Raw genomic sequence first — 24,647 nt, 5'->3', positions numbered from 1 at the left:
GCGCGGCGGCCACGATCTCGCGACGCTCGGCGGCAGAGACCAGCGGCCGCATGCTCTGCGGCAGCCGGGCCGCCACGCTGCGCAGCGCCGCCGAGCAGAGCGGCTCCCCGCGGCCGGCCGCCCCGATCGGGCCGGACCCACCGAAGGCGGCCAGCGCGTCGCCGGGACCCACCCCGGCGACACCCCCGCCCCTGACAGCCCCGGCGCCGTCGGCGTCCTCGGCGCGGGCCTGGGCGTGGGCGCGCTCGAGCGCCATCCCGAGGATCCCCGCGCGCAGCGCGCCGACCGCGCAGTGCGCCCGCAGCAGCCGCAGGTCCGACGGCGCCGGACCGGCGAGCGCCCCGACCAGGGCCTGCTGCAGGGAGAGCATGTCACTCTTGCCGATCTTGCGGTGAATCACCGAGGGATCGTTGACGAAGGCGAGCAGGACGCCGCCGGGGCCGGCCATGATGTCGACCATCCGCTCCAGCAGGACCCGGGCGCTCGGCGCCGGCNACTGGTGGACCAGCTCGACCAGCCGGCCCAGCTCGGAGACGAAGGGCTCCAGCAGCGCNTCGAGGATGGTCTCCTTCGACGGGAAGTGGTAATAGAGTGCCGCCTTCGTCACGCCGAGTCGCTCGGAGATGTCCCTCACAGACGTGCCGGCATACCCTTGCTCTCCGAAGAGGCTCACCGCCGCGGCGAGGATCCGCGACCTGGTATCGCTCGCTGACCCGGGTGACGTCGACTCGACCATGGCAGCCCTGCACCCCTCCGATCGAGTCNGCGACGAATGTTACCCTCAACCTTACCTACTAAACGACCGGTAAGTTCCCAGGTAGCAGGCAACAATCGCTGCCGATCAAGACGTCGCAGGTGACGACACCGACCGATCATCAACGCTCGAGGGGAAACCGTGGCTTCGCTCGCCCGATGGTGCTTCAGGCACCGCTGGCTCGTACTACTCCTGTGGATCGTCGCAATCATCGGCCTCGGGGGGATCAGCCAGGCGGCCGGAAGCGACTACAAGGACGCCTTCTCCCTGCCCGGCACCGACTCGCAGAAGGCGATCGACCTGCTGCAGCGCGACTTCCCGGCCGCTTCGGGAGACAGCGCCACCATCGTGCTGCACAGCAAGAACGGCGCCCCCATCACCGACCCGGCCCTGAAGGCGCCGGTGGCGGAGATGCTCGACAAGCTGGCCAAGGTCCCGCACGTCTCGGACGTCGGCAGCCCCTACGGCCCGCGCGGGGCCTCGCAGGTCAGCAAGGACGGGCTCACCGCCTTCGCCACGATCGACTTCGACGAGCAGGGCATCGACCTGCCCAAGGACGACATCCAGCAGCTCGTCGACACCGCCCGCGGCTACGGCTCCAGCACCCTGCAGGTCGAGGCCACCGGTCAGGTCGTGTCGATCACCGAGCAGCAGCAGCAGAGCTACAGCGAGCTCATCGGCATCGTCGCCGCGGCGATCATCCTGTTCATCGCCTTCGGCTCGCTGCTGGCCATGACGCTGCCGCTGATCACCGCCATCGTCGCGCTCGGGGTCGGCAGCCTGCTGATCATCCTGCTCTCGCACGTGCTCACCATCGCCGAGTTCAGCCCGATCCTGGCGACCCTGATCGGCCTCGGCGTGGGGATCGACTACGCGCTGTTCATCGTCAACCGGCACCGCATCGGCCTGCGGGCCGGCAAGTCGCCCGAGGAGGCCGCGGTCACCGCGGTGAACACCTCGGGCCGCGCCGTGCTGTTCGCCGGCATCACGGTCTGCATCGCGCTGCTCGGCATGTTCGCCCTCGGGGTGAGCTTCCTGTACGGCGTGGCGATCTCGGCGGCGGTGGCCGTCGCGATGACCATGGCGGCGGCCGTCACGCTGCTGCCCGCCCTGCTGGGCTTCTACGGCATGCGGGTGCTGAACAAGCGCGACCGACGCAAGCTCGCCGACAGCGGCCCGGAGTACGAGAACACCGGGGGCTTCTGGTGGCGCTGGGCCAAGGGCATCGAGCGCCGGCCCCAGTTGTTCGCCGTCATCAGCGCCGTGGTGATCCTCGTCATCGCGATCCCGTTCTTCTCGCTGCGGCTCGGCTCCTCCGACCTCGGCAACGGCGACACCTCGAAGACCACCAAGCGCGGGTACGACCTGCTCGCCGACGGGTTCGGCCCCGGCTTCAACGGCCCGTTCACGATCGTCGCGGAGATCAAGTCCCCGCAGGACACCGCCAACCTCAACGCCGTGGTGAAGGCGGCCCGCGCCACCCCGGGCGTCGCGTCGGTGTCGGAGCCACGGNCGAGCCCGAACGGCCAGGCGGCGATCGTCTCCCTGTACCCGACGACGAGCCCGCAGGCCGAGGACACCTCGAAGCTGCTGAAGAAGCTGCGCGACGACGTCGTCCCGCAGGCCAACCGGTCCGGCACCGGGATCTACGTCGGCGGTATCACGGCGATCTTCGAGGACTTCTCCAGCACGCTGTCGAGCAAGCTGCCGCTGTTCATCGGCATCGTGGTCGTGCTCGNCTTCCTGCTGCTGGTCGCGGTCTTCCGCAGCCTGCTGGTCCCCTTGACGGCGTCCGTGATGAACCTGCTCGCCGTCGGCGCGGCCTTCGGCGTCGTCGTCGCGGTGTTCCAGTGGGGCTGGGGATCGTCGGTGTTCAGCATCAGCGGCGGCCCGGTCGAGGCGTTCATCCCGGTCATCCTGTTCGCGATCCTGTTCGGCCTGTCCATGGACTACGAGGTGTTCCTGGTCAGCCGGATGCACGAGGAGTGGACCGCGCGCCGGGACAACCGGCTCGCCGTCTCGCTCGGGCAGGCCGAGACCGGCCGGGTCATCTCCGCCGCCGGCGCCATCATGACCCTGGTGTTCGCCTCGTTCATCCTCGGCGACGAACGCGTCATCAAGTTGATGGGGCTCGGGCTCGCGAGCGCGATCGTGATCGACGCGTTCATCATCCGAACCATCCTCGTGCCCTCGCTCATGCACATCTTCGGCAAGGCGAACTGGTGGGTGCCGGCCTGGCTCGACCGGATCCTGCCGCGGATCTCCGTCGAGTCCGCCGATGACATCGAGGAGTTGGCGCACACCCCGCTGCCCGCGGACGCGCTGACCTCCGCCGGCCAGNCGGTCGGCACCGGCGGTCACGTCCGACAGGTCCCCGGCCAGCCGGCGCGGGAGCAGGACAGTCCCCGGACGGGGGAACCCACCCACTGAGCGGACTTTCCGACTCGCACCACTCGCACCACCTGCACCACCCGGAGCCCCGGCGGGTAGGTCCCCGCCGGGGCTCCGGCATGTGCGGGGTCAGGCCGTGGTGAAGCCGTCGGCGATTGTCAGCGCCTCGTCGAGGATGGCCAGACCGGTCCGCGCGTCCGCCACGGAGATGGTGCACGGCGGGACCACGTGCACCCGGTTGAAGTGGGTGAACGGCCACAGGCCGCGCTCGCGGCAGGCCGCGGCGACCGCACCCATCGGGGCCGCGGCCGGGCCCGCGGCGTTGAACGGCACGAGCGGCTCGCGGGTGGCGCCGTCGCGGACCAGCTCCAGCGCCCAGAACACCCCGAGCCCGCGGACCTCGCCGACCGACGGATGGTTCGCCGCCAGCTTCGCCAGCCCCGGCCCGATGACCTCGGTGCCGAGCATCCGCACGTGGTCGAGGATCCCCTCCGCCTCGAACGCCTCGATCGAGGCGACCGCCGCGGCGCAGCCCAGCAGGTGCCCCGAGTAGGTCAGCCCGCCCGGGTAGGGGCGCTCGGCGAAGGCGTCGGCGAGATGCGGGGCGAGGATCACCCCGCCAAGCGGGACGTAGCCGGAGTTCACGCCCTTGGCGAAGCAGATCAGATCCGGGACGACCCCCCAGTGGTCGACGGCGAACCACTCGCCGCACCGGCCGAAGCCGGACATCACCTCGTCGGCGATGAACACGATGCCGTGGGTGTCGCACAGCTCACGCACCCCGGCGAGGTAGCCCGGCGGCGGCACCAGGATCCCGTTCGTGCCGACGATCGGCTCGACGATGATCGCCGCGATCGTCGCGGGGCCCTCCAGCGCGATCACCTCCGCGAGGTGGGCGAGCGCGCGGTCGGACTCCTCGGCGGCGTCGACGGCGTGGAACGGCGAGCGGTACGGGTAGGGCCCGAAGAAGTGCACCACGCCGGGGATCCCCGGTTCGCTGGGCCAGCGTCGCGGCTCCCCGGTCAGGGTGATCGAGCCGCCGGTCGCGCCGTGGTACGAGCGGTAGGCGGCGAGGATCTTGTGGCGGCCGGTGGCGAGCCGGGCGATGCGCACCGCGTTCTCGGTGGCCTCGGCCCCGCCATTGGTGAAGAAGACGCGGTCGAGGTCGCCCGGCGCGCGTTCGGCGATGAGGCGCGCGGCGCGGGAACGCACCTCGTGGGCGTGGAACGGCGCGACGGTCGTCAGCGAACGGGCCTGCGCGGCGATCGCCTCGACCACCGCCGGGTGCTGGTGGCCGATGTTGGCGTTGACCAGCTGCGAGGAGAAGTCCAGGTAGCGGCGGCCGGACTCGTCCCAGAACCAGCTTCCCTCGGCGCCGGCGACGACCACCGGGTCGAGGCTGGCCTGGGCCGACCAGGAGTGGAACACGTGCCGACGATCGTCGGCGTACGCCTCGCTGCGGCCGGCGACGTCGGGGCTGGCGGGGGTGGCGGGGGTGGCGGGGGTGGCCGGGGTGGTCGTCAAGGGATCGGGTCCTCTCCTCGTCGTCGGCGTCCCGCGGGTGGGACCGCCCGGTCCGGGCGGACGCGCCGCGCGCCCGCCGACCCGGGTTCGGGCCGGCGGGCGCGCGGCGGTGGGACGGGTCAGCCGCCGCCCGGGTTCAGGGTGACGGTCAGCGGCTTGAAACTCGACCCGGTGACGTCGACGCCGTCCGCCCTGAGCGACGCCAGCGCCTGCTGGACGTACTGGTTGGTGTAGGCGAGGCCCTCGGGGGCCTTGGTGAGGACGGTCTGGCCGTCGGCGTTCTTCGTCGCCCTGGNGATCTGGACGGTCCGGTCCCAGGCCGCCTTGTCGACCATCCCGATGCCGCCCGGTGACGGCCAGACCAGCTTGTTGACCTCGTTGGTCTNCCAGAGCTGGTGGCTGGCGCCGAGCTTGGAGCCGGCGGCGACGACCAGGTCGCGGCATTCCTGGGCGTGGTCGCGGCAGTAGATCCAGCCGCGCAGCGAACCGGTCAGGAAATTCGTCGCGGTCTGNTGGTACGCCGGGTCCTTCTGGAGCTTGTCGGTGGACGCCCACACCGCGTCCTGGAGCATGGCGGTGCCGACGTCGTTCCAGTCGACGACGGTGAAGTCCGACGGCTTGTACAGCTCGCCGGTCTTCGGGTTCTTCGCCTCCAGCACCTGGGCGTACTCGTTGTAGCTCATCGCCTGGGCGGCGTCGATGTCGCCGGAGAGCAGCGCGTTCATGTCGAACTGCTGCTGGACGAGGGTGACGTCCCTGCCGGGGTCGAGCCCGGCCTTCGTCATGCCGGCGAACAGCTCGTACTCGTTGCCGAAGCCCCAGTTGCCGACCTTCTTGCCCTTGAGGTCGGCCGGCCCGCCGATGCCGGCGTCGGCGAAGCTGACCTGCCGGGTGCCGGAGCGCTGAAAGATCTGCGCGATGTCGGTGATCTGCGCGCCCTGCTCACGGGAGGCCAGCGCCTTCGGCACCCAGGCGACGGCGAAGTCGGCCTGCCCCTGCGCCAGCACCGTCTGCGGCACGATGTCCGTGCCGCCCTCCAGCAGGCTGACGTCAAGACCGGCGTCGCGGTAGAAGCCCTTTTCCTTCGCCGCGATGTAGCCGGCGAACTGCGCCTGGGTGAACCACTGCAACTGCAGCTTCACCGGGGTGAGCTTCGCCCCGGTGCCGGTCGTCGACGCGGCCGAGCCGCTGCTGCCCCCGTCCGAGCCGCAGGCGGCCAGGGCCAGCACCGCGGCCAACCCGGCCGCGAGCCCGCCCAGCATCCTTTTCCTTCTCATGTCGCTCCCACTGTCCCTCGTGAATAAGTGCAGGCGCCCGTGAACAAATGCAGGCCCTCGTCGATGAGTGCCGGCCCTCGTGCGTGAATGCCGGGTCGGGTAGGTACGCCGGATTCCCGGTTCGTGGTAGGTGGAGTTATCGGCCGCCATGCCGGCGCCAGGGCGTCGCCGCCCGCTCCACCGCCAGGACGACCAGGTAGAACAGCAGGCCGAGCAGGCAGGCCGCGACGACGAACGCCNAGGCCCGGGGGTAGGCGCTGTTCGCCGCCGCCGAGGTGATCCGCGATCCGAGGCCGTTCTGCCGGCCGCCGAAGTACTCGGCGACGACCGCGGCGATGACCGCGAGCGACGAGGCCAGCCGCAGCCCGGTGAAGAAGAACGGCAGCGCCCCGGGCAGCGACACGGTCCGGGCGAACCGCCAGGGCCCGACCGCGAGGCTGCGCATGAGCTCGCGGTGCACCGGGGCGACCTCACGCAGCCCGCGGGCGGTGTTGACGAACACCGGGAAGAACACGACGACCGCGACCACCGCACGCCGCGGCACCGACGACGTCGTCGAGAACATCGCGTTGAACAGCGGGGCCAGCACGATGATCGGAATGGCGTTCATCGCGGCGGCGACCGGGGCGAGCATTCCGTCGATCAACCGGGAGCGCGCCGCCACGACCGCCGCGACCAGCCCCGCGATCGCGCCAAGGGCCAACCCCACCGCCGCGTTGACCCCGCTGACCCACGCCGCCGACCGGATCGGACCGGTGTGCTCGCGGAACTGGTGGGCGATCGCCGACGGGCTCGGCAGCAGGTAGGGCTGGACGTCGTCCAGGTCGACGAACGCCTGCCAGGCGCCGAGGACGACGACCGCGACGACGAGCGGTGGCAGGAACACCCGGCCGCGGGCCAGCACCCGGGCGGGCAGCCGAACCCCGCTCACGAGACCCCGACCCCGCTGGAGTCGCCGGCGCGCAGCGCCTCGCGCACGGCGGTGACCGCGGCGAAGAACTCGGGCTGTTCCCGCAGGTCGGTGCTGTCGACGCCGCGGCCCGCGCCGGTCCGCGCCGCCAGCTCCACCGCAACCATGGCCGTGATCCGCCCCGGCCGCGCCGACATCACCGCCACCCGGTCGGAGAGGAACACCGCCTCGGGGATCGAGTGGGTGACGAGGATGACGGTGGTCCCGGTCTCCCGCCGGATGCGGGCGAGTTCGGCCTGCATGCGCTCGCGGGTCATCTCGTCGAGGGCGCCGAACGGCTCGTCGAGCAGCAGCAGCCGGGGCCGCTCGGCCAGCGCGCGGGCGATGGCCACCCGTTGCTGCATGCCGCCGGAGAGCTGGTCGGGCCAGTGGCCGGCGAAGTCCGCGAGCCCGACCAGGTCGAGCAGCTCCCGGGCGCGGGCGCGGCGCTCGGCCTTGCGCATCCCGTGGACCTGCAGCGGCAGCTCGACGTTGCCGAGCACGGTGCGCCAGCCGAACAGGCCGGCCTGTTGGAAGGCGATGCCGTAGTCCTGGTCGAGGCGGGCCTGACGCGCCGGCCGGCCGCCGACGAGGATCTCCCCGCGGGTCGGCGGGATCAGGTCGGCGACCAGCCGCAGCAGCGTCGACTTCCCGCAGCCGGACGGTCCGATCAGCGAGACGAACTCGCCGCGGGTGACCGTCAGGTCGATGTCCGTCAGCGCCACGGTGGGCGCCGCCCCGGCGACGTCGAACGCCTTCGTCACCCCGCGCACCACCACCGCCGCGTCCGGGGTGGCTGTTGCGGCCGGGGTGGCCGGGGTGGCCGGCGCCGCGTCCGCCGCCTCGGCCGTGCCCGCCGCCGGGATGGGCTGCGCCGTCATGCCGCTCGTCCTCGCTTCCGTGCGCCGCCCGCGCGGGCCGTCAGGCATGACGACCCCACCGGCGGCCGACCGCCGCTTCCAGCAACGCCACCGCGGCGGCCATGACCAGCCCGGTGACCGCGGCGCCGAGCACCGCGTCGTACAGCCGGGTCGCGTCGCTGCTCGCCGACATGGAGTAGTCGATGATCAGTCGCCCGACGCCGCCGCGGGTGCCGGTGGAGATCTCGGCGACGACCGTGCCGATCACCGCCGAGGCGGCCGCGAGCCGCAGCGCCGGCATCAGGTACGGCACCGACGCCGGCAGCCGCAGCCGGATCAGCGTCTGCCACCACGACGCCGCGTAGCTGCGCATCAGCTCCACCGACTCCGCCGCCGGCGCCTGCAACCCGCGCAGCATCCCGACGGCGACGGGGAAGAACGCCAGGTAGGCGGCGATCAGCGCCACCGACATCCAGCGCTGCCATTCCAGGCCGCCCAGGTGCAGCCGGCCGCCCCAGCCGGCCACCAGCGGGGCGAGCGCGACCAGCGGGACGGTCTGGCTGGCGATCACGTACGGCAGCAGCCCGCGTTCCAGCACCCGCAGGCGGGCCATCGCGACGGCGAGCAGCACGCCGACGGCGACCCCGACCCCGAAGCCGGCGAGCGCCACCCGCAACGAGAACCACATGCCGCGCAGCACCGACTCCCCGACGGTGCGGTCGTCGCGCAGGCTGAGCTCGGGCCGGCCCAGCTCGGCCAGCACCGACCAGACGTGCGGCATGGCCGTGTCCGTGGTCCGCGGCAGNACCGGAGCGCCGAACAGCCGGGTGCCCTGCGGCGACCCGATCGCCTTGTAGCCCTCCCACACGGCGCACAGCAGCACGATCGCGACGAGCGCGAGGACACCCCGGCGCAGTCGGTCCCGCACCGCGGCCGCGCCCGAGGCCTGCCGTCGCGGCGGCAGGCCGAACGGGTCGGGGCCCGCGAGGTCGCCGGCGGGCGGGGACCCGGTGGCGGGACCGGCCGCGGTCGCCGCCGCGGCCGTCGACAGGGCGGCGTCGGTCATCCGCCCGCCGCCTCAGTCGGGTCGTCTGTCGACACTACGGCGGGCGGCACCGCGGGCGGCGTCGCCGACGGCGCCGAGGTCGCCGGGGCGATCGGGGCGGGAGGCTGGGTGCCGGCGCTGGTCGCGCGGACCGTCCCGGCGACGGCGGGGATCACCGTCTCGCCGTAGGCCTCCAGGGTCGCGACCTTGGCGTCGTGCTGCAGGTAGACGGCGAACTGGTCGACACCGAGCTCGGCGAGCTGCGCCAGCCGCTCGATGTGGGCCTCGGGCGGGCCGAGCAGGCAGAACCGGTCGACGATCTCGTCGGGGACGAACGTGGTGTGGGCGTTGCCGGCCCGGCCGTGCTCGTTGTAGTCGTAGCCCGTGCGCCCGGCGATGTAGCTGGTCAGCGCGGTCGGCACGGAGCCGTCCGCGCCGTAGCGGGCGACGAGGTCGGCGACGTGGTTGCCGACCATCCCGCCGAACCAGCGGCACTGGTCGCGCTGGTGGGCCAGCGACAGCGGGTCCGCGGCGCCGACGTAGGCGGGGGCGGCGACGCAGAACCTCACCGCCGCCGGGTCTCGCCCGGCCTGTTCGGCGGCCCGGCGCACCGCCCGGATGGTCCAGGCGGCGATGTCGGGGTCGGCGAGCTGGAGGATGAACCCGTCGCCGATCTCCCCGGTCAGCGCCAGCGCCTTCGGCCCGTAGGCGGCGATCCAGATGTCGAGCCGGCTCGCCGCGCCCCACGGGAAACGCACGGTGCTGCCGCCGACCTGCGCGCTACGCCCGTTCGCGAGCTCCCGCACGACGCCGACGCACTCGCGCAGCGTCGCCAGCGACACGGGTTTGCCGTTGAGGACCCGCACGGCCGAGTCGCCCCGGCCGATCCCGCAGATCGTCCGGTTGCCGAACATCTCGTTGAGGGTGGCGAACAGCGACGCCGTGACCGTCCAGTCCCNCGTCGCCGGGTTCGTCACCATCGGCCCGACGAGCACCTTGCGGGTCGCGGCGAGGATCTGGCTGTAGATGACGAACGGCTCCTCCCACAGCAGGTGGGAGTCGAAGGTCCAGACGTGGCTGAAGCCCAGGTTCTCCGCCTGCCGGGCGAGGTCGACCACCCGGGAGGCGGGCGGGTTCGTCTGCAGCACCACTCCGACGTCCACCGGGTCACCTCGTCCGGGGGAAGCCGAGGTCGACCGCGCTCGTCGCCGGGTCGGGCCAGCGGGAGGTGACGACCTTGGTCCGGGTGTAGAAGCGGATCCCGTCCGGGCCGTACATGTGCAGGTCGCCGAACAGCGAACCCTTCCAGCCACCGAAGCTGTAGTAGGCGACCGGCACCGGGATCGGCACGTTGACGCCGACCATCCCGGCCTCGACGTCGGCGGTGAACCGCCGGGCGGCCCCGCCGTCGCGAGTGAAGATCGCCGCGCCGTTGCCGTAGGGGTTGTCCTCGATCAACCGCAGCGCCTCGTCGTAGCCGGCGACCCGGACGACGGCGAGCACCGGGCCGAAGATCTCGTCGGTGTAGACGGCGCTGGTCGGCCGCACGTGGTCGACGAGGCTCGCGCCGAGGAAGAAGCCGGGGCCGCTGGTCGCGGGGTCGGTACGGCCGTCGACGACGACGCTCGCCCCCTGGGCGGTGGCGACGTCGAGGTAGCCGGCGACCCGGTCCCGGTGCGCCGCGGTGATCAGCGGTCCCATCTCGCTGGCCTCGTCGTAGCCGGGTCCCACCCGGATGCCGCGGACCCGCGCGGCGATCGCCTCGACCAGCGGGTCGGCGACCTCCCCGACCGCCACGACCACCGACACCGCCATGCAGCGTTCACCGGCCGAGCCGTAGGCGGCCGACACCGCGGCGTCCGCGGCCGCGGCGATCTCGGCGTCGGGCAGGACGACCAGGTGGTTCTTCGCCCCGCCGAGGGCCTGCACCCGCTTGCCGGCGGCGGTGGCGCGTTCGTAGACGTAGCGGGCGATCGGGGTGGAGCCGACGAAGCTCACCGCGGCGACGTCAGGATGGTCGAGCAGCGCGTCGACGGCGACCTTGTCGCCCTGCACCACGTTGAGCACGCCGGCCGGCAGCCCGGCACGCCCGAGCAGCTCGGCGAGGAACAGCGCCGGGGACGGGTCGCGCTCGCTGGGCTTGAGCACGAACGCGTTGCCGCAGACCAACGCGTTCGCGAGCATCCACAGCGGCACCATCGCCGGGAAGTTGAACGGGGTGATGCCGGCGACGACGCCGAGCGGTTGGCGCACCTCGTGGACGTCGACGCCGGCGGAGACCTGCTCCGAGTAGCCGCCGCGCAGCAGGTGCGGGGCGCCGCAGGCGAACTCGACGTTCTCCAGGCCGCGGGCGATCTCGCCGAGCGCGTCGTCGAGGGTCTTGCCGTGCTCGGCGGTCAGCAGCCGGGCGACCTCCTTGCGGCCGGCGTCGAGCAGGTCGCGGAAGCGGAACATCACCTCGGCGCGGCGGCCGAGCGGCGTCGCCCGCCAGCCCGGGGCCGCCGTGCGGGCGGCGGCGACCGCGGCGCGCACCTCCTGCGCCGAGGCGAGCGCGACGCGGGCCTGTTGCTCGCCGGTCGCCGGATTCCACACCGGCGCGTAGCGACCGGCGGCGTCCGCCACCTCGGCCCCACCGATGAGATGGCCGATCGTCCGCATCGCCGCACCTCCCTCTTCCGTGTCAACGCAGGTCAGTGCAGGTCAGGGCAGGTCACCGCAGGTACTGGGACAGGCCGCGGGGAACGTAGCGGCCGTGGCCGGCGCGGCCGTGGAACTGGCCGTCGGAGACCACGACGGATCCGCGGGAGAGCACCGTGTCGACCTTCCCGGCGATCTCGAAGCCCTCCCAGGCCGAGTGGTCGAGGTTCATGTGGTGGGTGGCGGCGCTGATCGTCGTCGTCGCGTTCGGGTCGTAGACGACGATGTCCGCGTCCGAGCCGGGGGCGACGACACCCTTGCGCGGGTAGAGGCCGAACATCCGCGCCGGGGTGGTCGCGCAGGTCTCGACCCACCGCTGCAGCGAGATCTTCCCGGTGACGACTCCCTGGTAGATCAGGTCGATGCGGTGCTCGACGGTCCCGATCCCGTTGGGGATCTTCGAGAAGTCNCCGCGGCCGAGCTCCTTCTGCTCCTTGAGGCAGAACGGGCAGTGGTCGGTGGAGACGANGGCGAGGTCGTCGGTGCGCAGGCCGCGCCACAGGTCGTCGGCGTGCGGGGCGGTGTTCGTCCGCAGCGGCGGGGAGGCGACGTACCTGGCGCCCTCGAAGCCGGGGGCGCCGAGATGCTCCTCCAGGCTGAGGTACAGGTACTGCGGGCAGGTCTCGGCGAACACGTTGCGCCCGGCGGTGCGGGCGGCGCTGATCACTCCGAGGGCCTCGGAGGCGGACAGGTGCACGAAGTACAGCGGGGGGTTGCCGGCGACCTGGGCGAGCACGGACGCCCGGTGGGTGGCCTCGCCCTCCAGCGCCGGCGGTCTGGTCAGGCCGTGGTGGATCGGATCGGTGTCGCCGCGGGCCAGCGCCTGGGCGACGAGGACGTCGATGGCCAGGCCGTTCTCCGCGTGCATCATGATCGTGGCGCCGGACTCGGCGGCGCGCTGCATCGCCCGCAGGATCTGGCCGTCGTCGCTGAAGAACACGCCCGGGTAGGCCATGAACAGCTTGAAGCTGGTGACGCCCTCGTGGGCGACGAGGGAGTCCATCGCCTTGAGCGCGGCCTCGTCGACCCCACCCATGATCATGTGGAAGCCGTAGTCGATCGCGCACTGCCCGGCGGCCTTGGCGTGCCAGGCGGTCAGGCCCTCCTCGACGACCTCGCCGGTGCGCTGCACGGCGAAGTCGACGATCGTGGTCGTGCCGCCCCAGGCGGCGGCGGCCGAGCCGGTGGCGAACGTGTCGGAGGCCGCTGTGCCGCCGAACGGCAGCTCCATGTGGGTGTGCACGTCGACCCCGCCCGGGATGACGTACTTGCCGGTGGCGTCGATGACCCGATCGGCGTCGACCACCGGCCGGCCGGTGCCGCTCGCTGCCGCCGTCGCGGCGCCGGCCGCGCCCCGGGCGGACGGGTCGATCGGGACCGGCGGGGCGAGCAGGGCGGCCACCGTCTCGCCGTCGACGAGCACGTCGGTCGGGGTCGCGCCGAGCGGTCCGACCAGCGTCCCACCCGTGATGAGCGTCCTCATCGGTCAGCTCCTCCTTGCGGTGGGCGGTCAGGGGGCGGTGAGGTCGCCGTAGGCGTCCGGGCGGCGGTCCCGGTAGAAGGCCCAGCGGTTGCGCACCTCGGCCAGCAGGTCGAGGTCGAGGTCGCGGACCAGCAGCTCGGGCTCGTGCGCGTCGNCGGTGCCGTCGACGAAGGTGCCCTCGGGGTCGACGAAATAGGACGTGCCGTAGAAGTCGTCGTCGCCGAGATCCTCGATCCCGACCCGGTTGATCGCGCCGATGAAGTACTCGTTGGCGACCGCCGCGGCCGGCTGCTCAAGTTTCCACAGATAGTTGGACAGGCCGCGGGACGTCGCCGACGGGTTGAACACGATTTCGGCGCCGTTCAGGCCGAGGGCCCGCCAGCCCTCGGGGAAGTGCCGGTCGTAGCAGATGTAGACGCCGACCCGCCCGATCGCGGTGTCGAAGACCGGGAATCCCAGGTTTCCCGGCCGGAAGTAGAACTTTTCCCAGAACCCGGTCACGTGCGGGATGTGGGTCTTCCGATACTTGCCGAGATAGCGNCCGTCGGCGTCGACGACGGCCGCGGTGTTGTACAGCACGCCGGGCTGCTCCTGCTCGTACATCGGCAGCACCATCACCATGCCGAGTTCGGCGGCCAACGTCTGGAAACGCTCGGTCGTGGGCCCGGGGACCGACTCGGCGTAGGCGTAGTAGGCCGGATCCTGCACCTGGCAGAAGTACGGGCCGTAGAACAGCTCCTGGAAGCAGATCGCCTTCGCCCCGGCGGCGGCGGCGGATCGGGCGTACTCCTCGTGCGCCTTGGTCATGGTTTCCTTGTCGCCGGTCCAGCGGGCCTGGACGAGAGCGGCTCGAATCACCCTGGACATGCCTGCACCACCCCTGTCGCCGGCCCGCCGGGCCACCGCGCGTTCGCCCCGACGGTCTGCCGTAGAAATCTGTTGTGTCAGATTCGCCGTGTACCGCTTCCACGCACCGCCGCGCACCGCCGCGGACCGGTCCGGCGCTGTTCGCCGTACCCCGTCGCCGGTCCACGCACGCCGGTCCGCACACGCCGGAGGATCGGTTTTGCGTGACCGCAGACTACTGTCACACTTCAACCCGGACAATCGTCCTGTTGTTACCATTTGTTACAGGCGGGGGACGAACGCCATGCTCGAACTGATCGCCGCCGCGGTGGACGACCGCTCCGCGCGAGGCATCGCCGGGGCGGTGAGCCGGCTGGTCTCCGCGGGGAGCCTGCCCGGCGGGACCCGGCTGCCCACCGTGCGGGAACTGGCCGCGATCCTCGGCACGAGCCCGACCACGGTGAGCCAGGCCTGGCGCACGCTGGCCCGCGCCGGGGTCATCGTGCCGCGCGGGCGGGCGGGGACCTTCGTGCTGGAGGGCGCCGCGCCCACCGTCGGCGGGGCGCGGCGCTACCGGCGGGTCACCCGCAGCCCCGGCCGGATCGGGCGGGACTACTCCACCGGCACCCCCGACCCGGCGCTGCTGCCCGACCTGGCCCCCGTGCTGGCCCGGATCGCCCGCGGCAACCTGACCACCAGCTACCTCGACGACCCCGTGCTGCCCGGGCTGGAATCAGCGCTTCGGGCCCGCTGGCCGTTCTCTCCCGAGGCGATCACGGTGGTCGACGGGGCCATGGACGCCCTCGACCGGGTGACCGGTGCGCTGGTCGGCTACGGCAGCCGGGTGATGGTGGAGAACCCCTGCTTCCCGCCGCTGCTCGACCTGCTGGAACTGGTCGGCGCGGAGGTCGTCGCGCTGCCCTCGGACGCCGCCGGGGTGCGTCCCGACGCGGTGCGNGAGGCCCTGGCCACCCGCCCGGTCGCGCTGTACCTGCAGCCGCGGGCGCAGAACCCGACCGGGGTGAGCATGACCGAGCACCGCGCCCGCGAACTCGCCGAGCTGCTCGCCGGCACCGGGGTGACNGTGATCGAGGACGACCACGCCGGCGACGTGGCCCTCGCGGCACCGGTGAGCCTCGGCCGCCACCTGCCGGCGTCCTGCGTGCACATCCGCAGCTTCTCCAAGAGTCACGGGCCGGACCTGCGCCTGGCCGCCGTCGGCGGAGTCGCCGCCACCGTCGAGGCGGTGGCCACCCGCCGGCTGCTCGGCCCGGGCTGGTCGAGCCGGCTGCTGCAGGCCGTCCTCGCCGAGCTGCTGGAGGACCCGGCCACCGAACGCACCCTCGCCGACGCCCGCGCCCGCTACTGCGCGCGCCGGGAACGGATGCTCGACGCGCTCGACGCGCGCGGGGTGCGGGCGGTCGGCGCGGACGGCATCAACCTGTGGATCGACGTCGCCGACGAACAGGTCGCCCTGGTCGCGCTCGCCGCCCGCGGCATCGGGGCCGCGCCCGGCACGCCCTTCGAGGCGGCCCCGCTCGACGGCGACCACCTGCGCGTCACCGTCGGGCTCGTCGCCGACGAGCTCATCGAGGCGACCGCCGACGCGCTCGCCGACGCCGCCCAGGTCTGACGCCCCCCCCCAGCCGCCGAACCACGCCACGCCCCGCCACGGCACGGCACGGCATGCCGCACCGCGCCTGGCTGACTCGACGGCCGGCCTACTCGACGCCGCCGCGGATGAGCCGGGCGGTCTCCCGGGCGATCCGGGTCAGCGACTCCTGCGGCAGCTCGGCCTCGGCGGTCGACGCGCTGACCTGCGACCCCGGTTGCAGGCCGAGATAGACGGCCGCGGCGAGCCCGGCGCCGATCGCCGGCGCCAGGATGAACAGCCAGAGCTGCCCCAGTGCCCANCTCCCGACGAAGACGGCCGGTCCCAGCGAGCGGGCCGGGTTCACCGAGGTGCCGTCGAGCGGTATGCTGATCAGGTTGCACAGGACGAGGACCAGCCCGATCGCGAGGCCCGCGAAGCCGAACGGCGCCCGGACGTCGGTCGCGCCGAGCACCGTGCCCACCAGCAGCGCGGTGAGCAGGACCTCGACGAGGAAGACGCCGCCGAGGCCGAAACCGCCCGGTGAGTGCACGCCGTAGCCATTGGCACCGAGTCCCTCCAGGCCGGGCGAGTATCCGAACGGCCCCGCGTCGGCGAGCAGCCAGACCGTGCCCGCGGCGACGATCGCACCCACGCACTGTGCCGCGACGTAGCCGAACGCATGCCTCGGTTCGATCTTCCGACACAGCAACAGCCCGAGGGTCACCGCCGGGTTCACGTGACAGCCGGAGATCGGCCCGATCACGTACACCAACACCAGCAGCGCAAGCCCGAACGCCAGCGCGACCCCGAGCACGCCCACGGCGTCGCGGGCCAGCACCGCCGTCCCCACTCCGCCGAGGACCAGCACGAATGTTCCGAGACCTTCGACCAGGTACCTGCGCACTCGGCACCCCCTCCGCCGCCGGGACCGCCCCGGCAGCAGCCGGGCGGCACGTCCACCTAGTTACTCCAAGCGCCTAAATCGTTCCACAGGGTTTTCGACCCCGCCAGATGATCACTCACCCGCCATCGCGGAACGGGCCGGATGTGCCGCGAAGTCCCGTCGGCGCGGCCATACTCGCGCCATGTCCACGGCACCGGCGGCGCCCGGCGACGACAGCCGCACCGACCCCGGCGGCAGCAGTGACAGCGGCAGCAGCGACGGCGGCAGGGACGGCACCAGCCGCGGTGACGGCGGTGGGTTCGGACCGGGCGCCGCGCTTGCCGGGGAGGCGGCGCGCTTCGCGCGGCTCGGCTGGATGCGGGCGACCTCCGGCAACCTCTCGATGGTCGTGGGAAGGGATCCCCTGCGGATCCTCGTCACCGCGAGCGGCCTGGACAAGAGCGCCCTCACCGCCGCCGACGCCGTCGAGGTGGACGATGCCGGCGCGCCGACACATGTGGGCGGCGCACCGACTGACGCGGGCGGATCGCCGACGGACGCGGGCGGGACGCCGACGGACGCGGGCGGGACGCGGGCGACGGGCGGGGCACCGCGGCGACCGTCGGCGGAGGCCGTCCTGCACGCCCGGCTGATCGGTCTGACCGGGGCCGGCGCGGTCGTCCACCTGCACACGGTCGCCTCCGTGCTGGCCGCCGACCGGTTCCCGACCGGGCTGGTCCTGCGCGACCACGAGATGCTCAAGGCGCTCGGCCGCGCGGCCGACGGGGATCTGGTTCGGCTGCCGGTCGTCGCGAACAGCCAGGACATGGCCGTGCTCGCCGGCCGGGTGGCCGCGGCGTGGGAACCGTTGACGCCCGCGGTCCTCGTCGCCCGGCACGGGATGTACGTCTGGGGCGCCGACCTGCTCGCCGCCCGGCACCGGGCCGAGGCGGTGGAGTGGCTGTGCGAGTGGGCGGTGCGCACCGCCGAGCGGACGATCGGCTAGCCCCCGAGACCGCCCGGCACCCTGCTTGTCCAGAGGGATATTTCGGACACCGAGGCCTCCGGACAAGCGGGAGCCAGGTGACGATGTCGTTGTCAGGGACGATGCCGTCCTCAGGTGACGACGACTTCAGGTGACGATGCCGTCGTCAGGTGACGATGCCGTCTTCGGTGACGAGGAGGGTGACCAGGTGGGCGGGGGTGACGTCGAACGCGGGATTGAAGCCGCGCACACCCGGCGGCGCGATCGGGTGGCCGGCCAGCGCGAGCACCTCCGCGCCGTCGCGCTCCTCGATCGGGATGTCCGCCCCGGCCGGGGTGTCCGGGTCGATCGTCGAGCGCGAGGCGGCGANGACGAACGGGATGTCCGCGTAGGCGCAGGCCAGCGCGATCCCGACCGTGCCGACCTTGTTCGCGACGTCCCCGTTGGCGGCGATCCGGTCCGCGCCGACCAGCGCGACGTCGACGAGGCCGCGCAGGATGGCGCCCGCGGCGGCGCCGTCGGCCTGGATCCGACAGTCGATGCCGGCCCGGGCCAGCTCCCAGGCGGTCAACCGGCTGCCCTGCAGCAGCGGGCGCGTCTCGTCGACGTGGACGACCTCGACCGCGCCGCGGGCGTGCAGCTCGCGGATGACGCCGAGCGCGGTCCCCCACCCGGCGGTGGCCAGCGAGCCGGTGTTGCAGTGGGTCAGCACGCGCAGGGGGCGCCGGGTCGTGCGGGCGAGCACGCCGTCGGCGCCGTGGCGGCCGATCGCCCGGTTGGCGGCCTCGTCCTCGGCGGCCAGCCGCTCGGCCACCGCCAGCACCGCCGCCAGGCCGTCGGGGATGCACGCGGCAGCCGCGTCGACGCCGGCGGCCAGCGCCAGCGCGGTCGGCCGGGCGCCCCGCAGGCGGCCCAGCGCCGCGTCGAGCCGCCCGGGCTCCCAGCCGTCGCGCTCGGCCCTGCGCAGCGCGAGCGCGACGCCGAACGCCCCGGCGACGCCGAGCGCGGGTGCTCCGCGCACGGCCAGCCGGCGGATCGCGGCGACCAGCTCGTCCGGGTCGTCCACCTCCAGGTGGACCAGCGCCGCGGGCAGCGCGGTCTGGTCGAGCAGGCGCAGCGAGGTGCCCGTCCAGACGAGCGGCCGCGGCTCGGGGTCGCCGGTCTCCGCCATGATCGGACCGTAACCGATGACCGTGGATTGCGCCCGGCGAAACGACCGGGATGCGCGCAACCGGCGGCAGGCGCCGGACTCCGGCCTTGACCCGCATCCCGGACCGACGGACCATCGAAGGGCGATGACCTATCTCACGACGTGGACGGCCGATGCCCGGCCGCGCCTTCTCGAGGAAACCACCGATCCCGCGCGGATCGCGGCGGTACTGGCCGCAATAGCCGTGCGTTTCGAGCGTTGGCCGCTGGCCCCCGGGCTGCCGGCCGGGGCCGAAGCCGAGGACATTCTCGCCGCCTACCGCTCACGGATTGACGCGCTGAGCGCCGCGGAGGGATTCGTGCTCGTCGACGTCGCGGCGCTGCACCCGAGCGCGGCGGCGGACTGGCGCGAGGTGGCGGCCGCCGCCCGTGCGCGCTTCCTGGCCGAGCACACCCATGACGACGACGAAATCCGGTTCTTCGCGGCCGGCAGCGGCGTGTTCTACCTGCACGTCGACGAGCGAGTGCAGGCGGTGCGCTGCGAGGCCGGCGATCTGATCAGCGTGCCGAAGGGCACGACCCACTGGTTCGACATGGGTGTCGAACCCGATTTCGCCGCCGTCCGCTTCTTCCGTGCCGAGGACGGCTGGGTCGGCGCGTTCACCGGCAGCGACATCGCCACCCGGATCCCGGATTTCGACGCCCTCGCCCGGCGGTCCTCGAGCGCCGCCCAGCCGCAGGCGGAAGCGCCGGCCGCGGCCTCGTGAGCTCGCCACGCCCGAGCGCCGAGCTCGCCCTGCTCGACATCGAGGGGACGACCAGCCCCACCGCCGCCGTGCTGAGCAGCCTGTTTCCGTATGCCCGGGCGCGGCTGGGGCCATGGGTTCGCGACCACGGTGACGATCCCGAGGTGCGCCGGATCGTCGCCGAGGCGCGGTCACTGCTCGGTGAGGCCGATGCGCCGGTGCAGCGGGTTGTCGCCGCGCTCACCCGGTGGAGCGACGACGACCGCAAGGTGGCGCCGCTGAAGGCGCTGCAGGGGCTGATCTGGGCGGCGGGTTTCGCGGCCGGGGAGCTCACCGGCGAGCTGTTCGACGACGTCGCCCCCGCGTTGCGGCGCTGGCACGCGGCGGGGGTCCGGCTGGCGGTGTTCTCGTCGGGTTCGGTCCTGGCCCAGCGAGCCTGGTTCGCCGCGACCCCGGCAGGCGATCTGACCGGTCTGTTCGACGGGTACTTCGACATCGACAGCGCCGGGCCCAAACGCGATCCGGCCGCCTACCGCCGGATCGCCACCGAGCTCGCCGTAACACCGCGGCGCGCGGTGTTCCTGTCCGACGTGTCCGCCGAACTCGACGCCGCGTCGGCCGCCGGTTTCGCCACCGTCGCCGTCCTTCGCCCGGGCGAGCCCCACCACCTCGCCGGCAATCATCCCTGCGTCGCGTCCTTCGCCGAGATGGCCGTCGACGCAGCCTGACGTGCCGCCGACCCCGACTCCGACTCGCCACCGGCTCGGCACCGGCTCGTCGCCGGCTCGGCACCGGCCACGGCTCGGCACCGGCCACTGCTCCAGGCGGCTGCAGGCCCAGAGCTCACGACGCGGTCAGCCGTGGCTCTCCTGGGCGTTGGCGGACAGNGCGCCGAGATCGGCTGGCCAGTCGGCGAGATCGGGGCCGGGCGCGGGGCCGGGAGGACGACGCACCGCGCCTCGCCCGACCGTCGCACGCCCCACGGACTGGACGGGAATCTGCTCGCCGTGCTCCAGATAGCCGGCCCGGTGCGGGGTGCGCCGCAGCCGGGCGGCCGCGGCGACCCGGCGGGCGTGCAACGGCGGGAGCAACCGGTCGACCTCGTCCACCGCCACGAAGGCGAAGTTGACGAGCTCATCCATGTCGAGCCGGATGCGCTCGCGCCAGGCGGCGGGCAGCAGGCCGCCGTCGAAGACGAACAGCAGCATCTCCCCCTCCAGCCAGCCGTCCTTGGGACGCGGGGCCCAGTCGACCGCGAGGAGCTCTCCGATCGGCGGAGTGATGCCGAGTTCCTCCTCCACCTCGCGCACGCAGGCGGAGTACGGAGATTCCCCTGGTTCGACAAACCCGCCCGGAATGTCCCACCCGGGCTTGTAGGAGGGCTCGACGAGCATGACCCGGCCGTCGTCGTCGAAGAACAGCGCGCCGGCGGCTACATAGGGCTGCGCCATCGGCGGGATCTCGCCGCTGGCCGCCGATCGGGTCACGGTGGGCACTCCACCGTCCACCACGTAGTCCGCCGCCCCCTCCGGCGAGCGCTGTTCGCGTCCGGTGAAATGCGCTCCGTTATGAGATCCGCTTCCGTCCGTCATACTGGAACTCTCACGATCTTCATTCATGTCCGTCCCCATCTGGCGCAGGACTGACGATCAGGCCGGCAGCCACGAAGCGGACCGCCTGCGCAGCCGCATCACCGATACCCGACCACGAAATGGCCGGCCTCGCCAGCGATTCGCGGCGACCACGAGGAAGACCACGCGCCGGAAGCATGAACTTCCAGGCGAGNATAATCCACGAGATCGCGCGTTCATTTCGTTGACATCTGCGGCGCCCCGAGCATCCGGGACGAGCTGTTCTGCCAACTAAGGCGGGCAGTGTCGACGATACGGAAGGATCCCTCCTTCCGACCGGACCGAGGTGAACGGAGCAGTCCAGCCGGGATCCTCGCGCACCGCCGGGAATTGTTGATTACAGAACCGCGAACGCGGAGTGAATCCCTCCAAATCTGCGCACATACGTCCACCCAAGCCGATATCGACCGTATCTGCGGATACGAACATGCGACTGGACCACCCGAGTGCCCGGGACCGCCTCGCCCGCCCGTCCGCATCCCCCCCGGTCGCAGGCCGATGCAGGCACGACCGCCCCACCACCGCAGACACCGCGCACACCTCGGGGCCAACTACCGTGAGTAACAGCCTGCCCCGCCGTTCGGCGCCGACGGCGGCGGCGGTGTGATTCCTGTCATCTCCGCCGATCGGCGGCCATTCCCTCACTTTTCGGTCGAGCTGATGAAGGTTGCCCGGGAGCACCTCACTGCTCCGGTATACGCGCAGGTCACGTCCGCCCGAGCAGCCGAGGGATCGGAAAACACTCCAGAATGCCACCACGGCGATTCATCTGCNCACCACCGGTGACTACCCGACGCGAAGGGTGGGCGGATGGCTGCACGTCGCGGCACGGAGCGGACGGATGGCGGNGGACCGGCGGCGCCGCGGCGGAGCATGACCATCGTTCGGGCAGGTCGCGGGCAGGTCGCGGGCATGTCGAGCGGAGCCGGCGGCCGCGATGCCCCGGCCCGCACCTTCCGTCACGGTTCTCTTGCCAACGCCATTAGGTTGCCCTAACTTAGCTTAGGCTAACCGCAGGTGACGGGCCGCACATGCAGAGCCGGAAGCCGCGGGTGACCAGAGACGGAGGCAGGGTTTGCTTCCCACGTTTGTGATCGGCCTTCGGGAGGGCCTTGAGGCGTCGCTGATCGTCGGCATCGTCGCGGCCTTCCTCCGGCAGCGCGACCNCCGGGACGCCCTGCGCCAGGTGTGGCTCGGCGTCTCGCTCGCACTCCTGCTCTGCCTGGGCATCGGCATCGCGCTGCACGTCCTGGACCGCGAGCTGCCCCAGCGCAAGCAGGAGGGGCTCGAGACGGTCATCGGACTCATCGCGGTGGCCATGGTGACCTACATGGTGGTCTGGATGCGCCGTCACTCCCGCGACCTGCGGGGGTCGTTGGAGTCGGCCACGGCGTCGGCACTGGAGACCGGCTCGACCCGGGCGCTGGTGCTCATGGCCTTCCTGGCCGTGCTGCGCGAGGGATTCGAGACGGCCGTGTTCCTCATCGCCGCGTTCAACGCGAGCAGCTCGCCGGGCACCGCGGGCGGCGGCGCGCTGCTCGGCGTGCTGGTGGCCACGGTGGTCGGCTTCGGCATCTACCGCGGCGGCGTCCACCTCAACCTGGCGCGCTTCTTCCGCGTCACGGGCTTCGTCCTCGTCCTGATCGCGGCCGGCCTGCTGGCGATGGCGGCGCACACGGCGCACGAGGCGGGCTGGCTCAATGCTGGCCAGCAGCGGACGTTCGACCTGTCGTGGCTGGTCCGCCCGGGTACGCCGCTGGCGAGCGTGCTGACCGGGGTGCTGGGGTTGCAGCCCCGGCCCGTGGTCGCCGAGGTCGTCGCCTGGCTGGTGTACCTGATCCCGCTGGCCGCCTACGTCNCCTGGCCGGCCCGCCGTCGTCCGCCCCGCGCCCCCCGGACCACCAGCACCACCAACACCACCGACGCCAGCGACACCACCCAACGCGACCCCGCGGGCGCCGCCGCCACCGACCCGGCACCCATCACCCAGTAACCAACCCGGGCCCGCAACGCAGACCTGTCAGGCACGACCGCGCGCGGACAGTCGCACGCGGACAGCCGCACCAGGTATCCATCTCGCCGAAAGCAGAAACTAGGATTTTGGGGGCACACGTGCGCCGCGCACCTGTCGCGTATAGCGCCATCGCCGTTGTGATCGCGACGGGCGCCGTCGCCTGCGGGGGAAGCGACTCGGGCGGCTCCGGCGGCTCGGGCGCCGCCGGAGCGAAACAGATCGTGAACGTCACAATCACGTCGAAGGCGTGCACGCCGGACGTTTCGACGATTCCGTCGGGCCCGACCATGTTCAAGGTGGTCAACAAGGGCGCGGATGCCGTCACCGAAGCCGAGCTGGTCGACGGCGACACCATTCTCGGCGAGAAGGAGAATCTCACCCCGGGCCTGTCCGGGACGTTCTCGCTGAATGTGAAGGCCGGCAAGTACCAGCTCTACTGCCCCGGCGCGGACACGGAAAAGGTCGACTTCACCGTCACCCAGGCCACCGGCGCGACCGCCGCCGCAACCCGCAGCGCCGAGGTCACCACGGCGCTGACCGCCGCGACCACCGGCTACGCCACCTACGTCCGTCAGCAGGTCGCGGACCTGGTCACCACCACCGGCGCGTTCGTGACCGCGGTCAAGGCCGGCGACCTCGACCAGGCCGCGAAGCTCTACGGCGCCCCCCGCCTGGACTACGAGCGGATCGAGCCGGTCGCCGAGTCGTTCGGCGACCTCGACCCCGCGATCGACGCCCGCGTCGACGACGCACCCGACGAGGCGAGCTGGACCGGCTTCCACCGGCTGGAGAAGGCCATCTTCGCCGACCGCTCGCTGGCGGGCACCGCGCCGATCGCCGACAAGCTCAACACCGACGTCGGCAAGCTGAACACGCTCGTGGCCAAGGCGACCTTCCAGNCGGCGCAGATCGCCAACGGCNCCACCGAGCTGCTCGACGAGGTCGGCAAGACGAAGATCACCGGCGAGGAGGAGCGGTACAGCAAGCTCGACCTCCTCGACATACAGGGCAACATCGAGGGTGCGGACAAGGCCTTCACCCTGCTGGAGCCGGCGCTGAAGTCGCTGGACCCGACGCTCGCCAGCACGGTGCGCACCCGCTTCACCGCGATGGACAAGGCCCTGGCCCCGTACAAGGAGGGCACCGGCTACGTCAGCTACGACAAGGTGACGCAGGACCAGCGCCGCGGCCTGTCCCAGGCGGTCGACGCCCTGGCCGAGCCGCTGTCGCAGGTCGCCGGCGTCGTCGTCAGCTAGTCCGGCCCCCGGCGGGAGCCGGGCGGCGCACCAGGGCAGGGCGGTGCACGGGCGGCCGTGCACCGCGAACGACCAGGTCAGAGGAGTCGAGGGGGCGGGCGATCGCCCGCCCTCTCGACCCGTGGGAGAACCCCCTGACCCACGGGAGAAGGGGTGTCTACATGGCCGAGCGAGTCGCGTTGTCGCGCCGGCGGGCGCTGTTCGGCGCCGCGGGCCTCGCCGGGGCGGGCGTGGTGGCGGCCACCGCCGCGGGGTGTTCGGACGACTCGTCGCCCGCGACCGCCGCGGCGCCCCGCGGGGTCGTGCCGTTCCACGGCGCGCAACAGGCCGGGATCACCACCGACGCCCAGGACCGACTCGCCTTCGCCGCCTTCGACGTCTCCGCCGGGGTGAGCCGGGACCAGCTACGCGAGCTGCTCGTCGGCTGGACCGCGGCCGCCGCCCGGATGGCCGCCGGGCAGGCCGTCGCCGACGACGCCGCCGCGCCGCACTCTCCGCCGCGGGACACCGGCGAGGCGATCGGGCTGACCGCCGGCAACCTGACCATCACCTTCGGCCTCGGN

The 24,647-nt window shown here is 72.6% G+C and carries 18 protein-coding genes and 18 pseudogenes; 14 read left to right on the top strand and 22 right to left on the bottom strand.

Features of this window, described 5'->3' with window-relative positions:
- Window positions 1-554: 554 nt before the first annotated feature.
- Window positions 555-736: helix-turn-helix domain-containing protein (locus tag UK94_RS60645; protein ID WP_235489043.1), on the bottom strand; the 182-nt coding region annotated here is incomplete at its 3' end.
- 159 nt (window positions 737-895) lie between these two features.
- Here UK94_RS60645 and UK94_RS60640 point away from each other — a divergent pair.
- The 3 pseudogenes from UK94_RS60640 to UK94_RS60630 form a co-directional block, all read left to right on the top strand.
- Window positions 896-2,266, top strand: a pseudogene (locus UK94_RS60640) (MMPL family transporter); the annotation flags it as partial.
- A 1-nt stretch (window position 2,267) separates the two neighbouring features.
- Window positions 2,268-2,492: pseudogene (locus tag UK94_RS60635) on the top strand (MMPL family transporter); the annotation flags it as partial.
- A gap of 1 nt (window position 2,493) precedes the next feature.
- A pseudogene (locus UK94_RS60630) lies at window positions 2,494-3,094 on the top strand (MMPL family transporter); the annotation flags it as partial.
- Between the two features lie 180 nt (window positions 3,095-3,274).
- Here the strand turns inward: UK94_RS60630 and UK94_RS21230 are convergent.
- The 16 genes and pseudogenes from UK94_RS21230 to UK94_RS60585 form a co-directional block, all read right to left on the bottom strand.
- On the bottom strand, window positions 3,275-4,669 hold the full coding sequence (locus tag UK94_RS21230) for an aspartate aminotransferase family protein (protein WP_055751241.1): 1,395 nt from the start codon (window positions 4,667-4,669) through the stop codon (window positions 3,275-3,277).
- A gap of 386 nt (window positions 4,670-5,055) precedes the next feature.
- A pseudogene (locus UK94_RS74615) lies at window positions 5,056-5,181 on the bottom strand (ABC transporter substrate-binding protein); the annotation flags it as partial.
- Window position 5,182: 1 nt separating this feature from the next.
- Window positions 5,183-5,931, bottom strand: a 749-nt coding sequence (locus tag UK94_RS60625) for an ABC transporter substrate-binding protein (RefSeq protein ID WP_235489040.1), incomplete at its 3' end; no start/stop codon positions are given.
- Window positions 5,932-6,082: 151 nt separating this feature from the next.
- Window positions 6,083-6,185 (bottom strand): annotated as a pseudogene (locus UK94_RS60620) (ABC transporter permease); the annotation flags it as partial.
- A gap of 1 nt (window position 6,186) precedes the next feature.
- Window positions 6,187-6,655: ABC transporter permease subunit (locus UK94_RS60615; protein WP_268761546.1), on the bottom strand; the 469-nt coding region annotated here is incomplete at its 3' end.
- Between the two features lie 218 nt (window positions 6,656-6,873).
- Entirely contained in the window at window positions 6,874-7,776 is a 903-nt protein-coding gene (locus UK94_RS21215; RefSeq protein ID WP_055751238.1) for an ABC transporter ATP-binding protein, read from the bottom strand.
- Window positions 7,777-7,816: 40 nt separating this feature from the next.
- Window positions 7,817-8,443: an ABC transporter permease subunit gene (locus UK94_RS60610; protein ID WP_268761545.1), complete on the bottom strand. Its 627-nt coding sequence runs from the start codon at window positions 8,441-8,443 to the stop codon at window positions 7,817-7,819.
- A gap of 374 nt (window positions 8,444-8,817) precedes the next feature.
- Window positions 8,818-9,758: pseudogene (locus UK94_RS21205) on the bottom strand (TIGR03842 family LLM class F420-dependent oxidoreductase); the annotation flags it as partial.
- Window position 9,759: 1 nt separating this feature from the next.
- Window positions 9,760-9,963, bottom strand: a 204-nt coding sequence (locus UK94_RS60605; RefSeq protein ID WP_235489037.1) for an LLM class flavin-dependent oxidoreductase, incomplete at its 3' end; no start/stop codon positions are given.
- Between the two features lie 4 nt (window positions 9,964-9,967).
- A complete protein-coding gene (locus tag UK94_RS21200; protein ID WP_011602612.1) occupies window positions 9,968-11,458 on the bottom strand; it encodes a CoA-acylating methylmalonate-semialdehyde dehydrogenase in 1,491 nt (496 codons plus the stop codon).
- 52 nt (window positions 11,459-11,510) lie between these two features.
- A pseudogene (locus UK94_RS60600) lies at window positions 11,511-11,906 on the bottom strand (amidohydrolase family protein); the annotation flags it as partial.
- A 1-nt stretch (window position 11,907) separates the two neighbouring features.
- Window positions 11,908-11,965: pseudogene (locus UK94_RS60595) on the bottom strand (hypothetical protein); the annotation flags it as partial.
- A gap of 1 nt (window position 11,966) precedes the next feature.
- Window positions 11,967-12,980, bottom strand: a 1,014-nt coding sequence (locus UK94_RS21195) for an amidohydrolase family protein (RefSeq protein ID WP_235489034.1), incomplete at its 3' end; no start/stop codon positions are given.
- 27 nt (window positions 12,981-13,007) lie between these two features.
- Window positions 13,008-13,134, bottom strand: a pseudogene (locus UK94_RS74610) (acyltransferase); the annotation flags it as partial.
- Between the two features lies 1 nt (window position 13,135).
- Window positions 13,136-13,520, bottom strand: a pseudogene (locus UK94_RS60590) (nitrilase-related carbon-nitrogen hydrolase); the annotation flags it as partial.
- Window position 13,521: 1 nt separating this feature from the next.
- The coding region (locus UK94_RS60585; protein ID WP_313949564.1) for a nitrilase-related carbon-nitrogen hydrolase at window positions 13,522-13,847 on the bottom strand (326 nt) is incomplete at its 3' end.
- On the opposite strand from UK94_RS60585, the pseudogene UK94_RS60580 reads away from it, so the two are divergent.
- The 3 genes and pseudogenes from UK94_RS60580 to UK94_RS60570 all read left to right on the top strand — a co-directional run.
- Window positions 13,786-14,783: pseudogene (locus UK94_RS60580) on the top strand (GntR family transcriptional regulator); the annotation flags it as partial. The gene UK94_RS60585 and the pseudogene UK94_RS60580 overlap by 62 nt on opposite strands.
- A gap of 1 nt (window position 14,784) precedes the next feature.
- Window positions 14,785-14,909, top strand: a pseudogene (locus UK94_RS60575) (hypothetical protein); the annotation flags it as partial.
- 1 nt (window position 14,910) lies between these two features.
- Window positions 14,911-15,459 (top strand): aminotransferase class I/II-fold pyridoxal phosphate-dependent enzyme (locus UK94_RS60570; RefSeq protein WP_235489031.1); only part of this gene is annotated, 549 nt, incomplete at its 5' end.
- Window positions 15,460-15,547: 88 nt separating this feature from the next.
- Here UK94_RS60570 and UK94_RS74605 read toward each other — a convergent pair.
- Together UK94_RS74605 and UK94_RS21180 are read right to left on the bottom strand one after the other, a co-directional pair.
- A pseudogene (locus UK94_RS74605) lies at window positions 15,548-15,739 on the bottom strand (aquaporin); the annotation flags it as partial.
- Between the two features lies 1 nt (window position 15,740).
- Window positions 15,741-16,324 (bottom strand): aquaporin (locus UK94_RS21180; protein WP_268761540.1); only part of this gene is annotated, 584 nt, incomplete at its 3' end.
- A 181-nt stretch (window positions 16,325-16,505) separates the two neighbouring features.
- Here UK94_RS21180 and UK94_RS21175 point away from each other — a divergent pair.
- Complete coding sequence (locus tag UK94_RS21175; RefSeq protein WP_055751233.1) at window positions 16,506-17,309, top strand: class II aldolase/adducin family protein; 804 nt, start codon at window positions 16,506-16,508, stop codon at window positions 17,307-17,309.
- A 145-nt stretch (window positions 17,310-17,454) separates the two neighbouring features.
- Here UK94_RS21175 and UK94_RS60565 read toward each other — a convergent pair.
- A pseudogene (locus UK94_RS60565) lies at window positions 17,455-17,657 on the bottom strand (S-methyl-5-thioribose-1-phosphate isomerase); the annotation flags it as partial.
- 1 nt (window position 17,658) lies between these two features.
- A partial coding sequence (locus UK94_RS21170; protein ID WP_235489028.1) for an S-methyl-5-thioribose-1-phosphate isomerase occupies window positions 17,659-18,459 on the bottom strand: 801 nt, incomplete at its 3' end.
- A gap of 124 nt (window positions 18,460-18,583) precedes the next feature.
- On the opposite strand from UK94_RS21170, the gene UK94_RS21165 reads away from it, so the two are divergent.
- Both UK94_RS21165 and mtnC read left to right on the top strand, forming a co-directional pair.
- Complete coding sequence (locus UK94_RS21165; protein ID WP_041938908.1) at window positions 18,584-19,204, top strand: acireductone dioxygenase; 621 nt, start codon at window positions 18,584-18,586, stop codon at window positions 19,202-19,204.
- Window positions 19,201-19,911, top strand: a complete 711-nt coding sequence (mtnC, locus tag UK94_RS21160; protein ID WP_011602604.1) for an acireductone synthase — start codon at window positions 19,201-19,203, stop codon at window positions 19,909-19,911. The genes UK94_RS21165 and mtnC overlap by 4 nt, the downstream gene beginning before the upstream one ends.
- Before the next feature lie 160 nt (window positions 19,912-20,071).
- On the opposite strand, the gene UK94_RS21155 is transcribed toward mtnC, so the two are convergent.
- Window positions 20,072-20,634, bottom strand: a 563-nt coding sequence (locus UK94_RS21155) for an NUDIX hydrolase (RefSeq protein ID WP_268761544.1), incomplete at its 3' end; no start/stop codon positions are given.
- Window positions 20,635-21,904: 1,270 nt separating this feature from the next.
- Between UK94_RS21155 and UK94_RS60560 the strand changes: the two are divergent.
- From UK94_RS60560 to UK94_RS60540, 5 genes and pseudogenes are all read left to right on the top strand, one after another.
- Window positions 21,905-21,980: pseudogene (locus tag UK94_RS60560) on the top strand (hypothetical protein); the annotation flags it as partial.
- A 1-nt stretch (window position 21,981) separates the two neighbouring features.
- Window positions 21,982-22,672: pseudogene (gene efeU / locus UK94_RS21150) on the top strand (iron uptake transporter permease EfeU); the annotation flags it as partial.
- A gap of 254 nt (window positions 22,673-22,926) precedes the next feature.
- A pseudogene (locus UK94_RS60555) lies at window positions 22,927-23,727 on the top strand (imelysin family protein); the annotation flags it as partial.
- A 22-nt stretch (window positions 23,728-23,749) separates the two neighbouring features.
- Window positions 23,750-24,084, top strand: a 335-nt coding sequence (locus UK94_RS60545; protein WP_235489026.1) for an EfeM/EfeO family lipoprotein, incomplete at its 5' end; no start/stop codon positions are given.
- 161 nt (window positions 24,085-24,245) lie between these two features.
- Window positions 24,246-24,646, top strand: a pseudogene (locus tag UK94_RS60540) (Dyp-type peroxidase); the annotation flags it as partial.
- Window position 24,647 lies beyond the last annotated feature (1 nt).

Source organism: Frankia sp. AvcI1 (assembly GCF_001420875.1).
Classification (GTDB): domain Bacteria; phylum Actinomycetota; class Actinomycetes; order Frankiales; family Frankiaceae; genus Frankia; species Frankia alni.
This window is presented reverse-complemented; position numbering and strand designations above follow the sequence as displayed.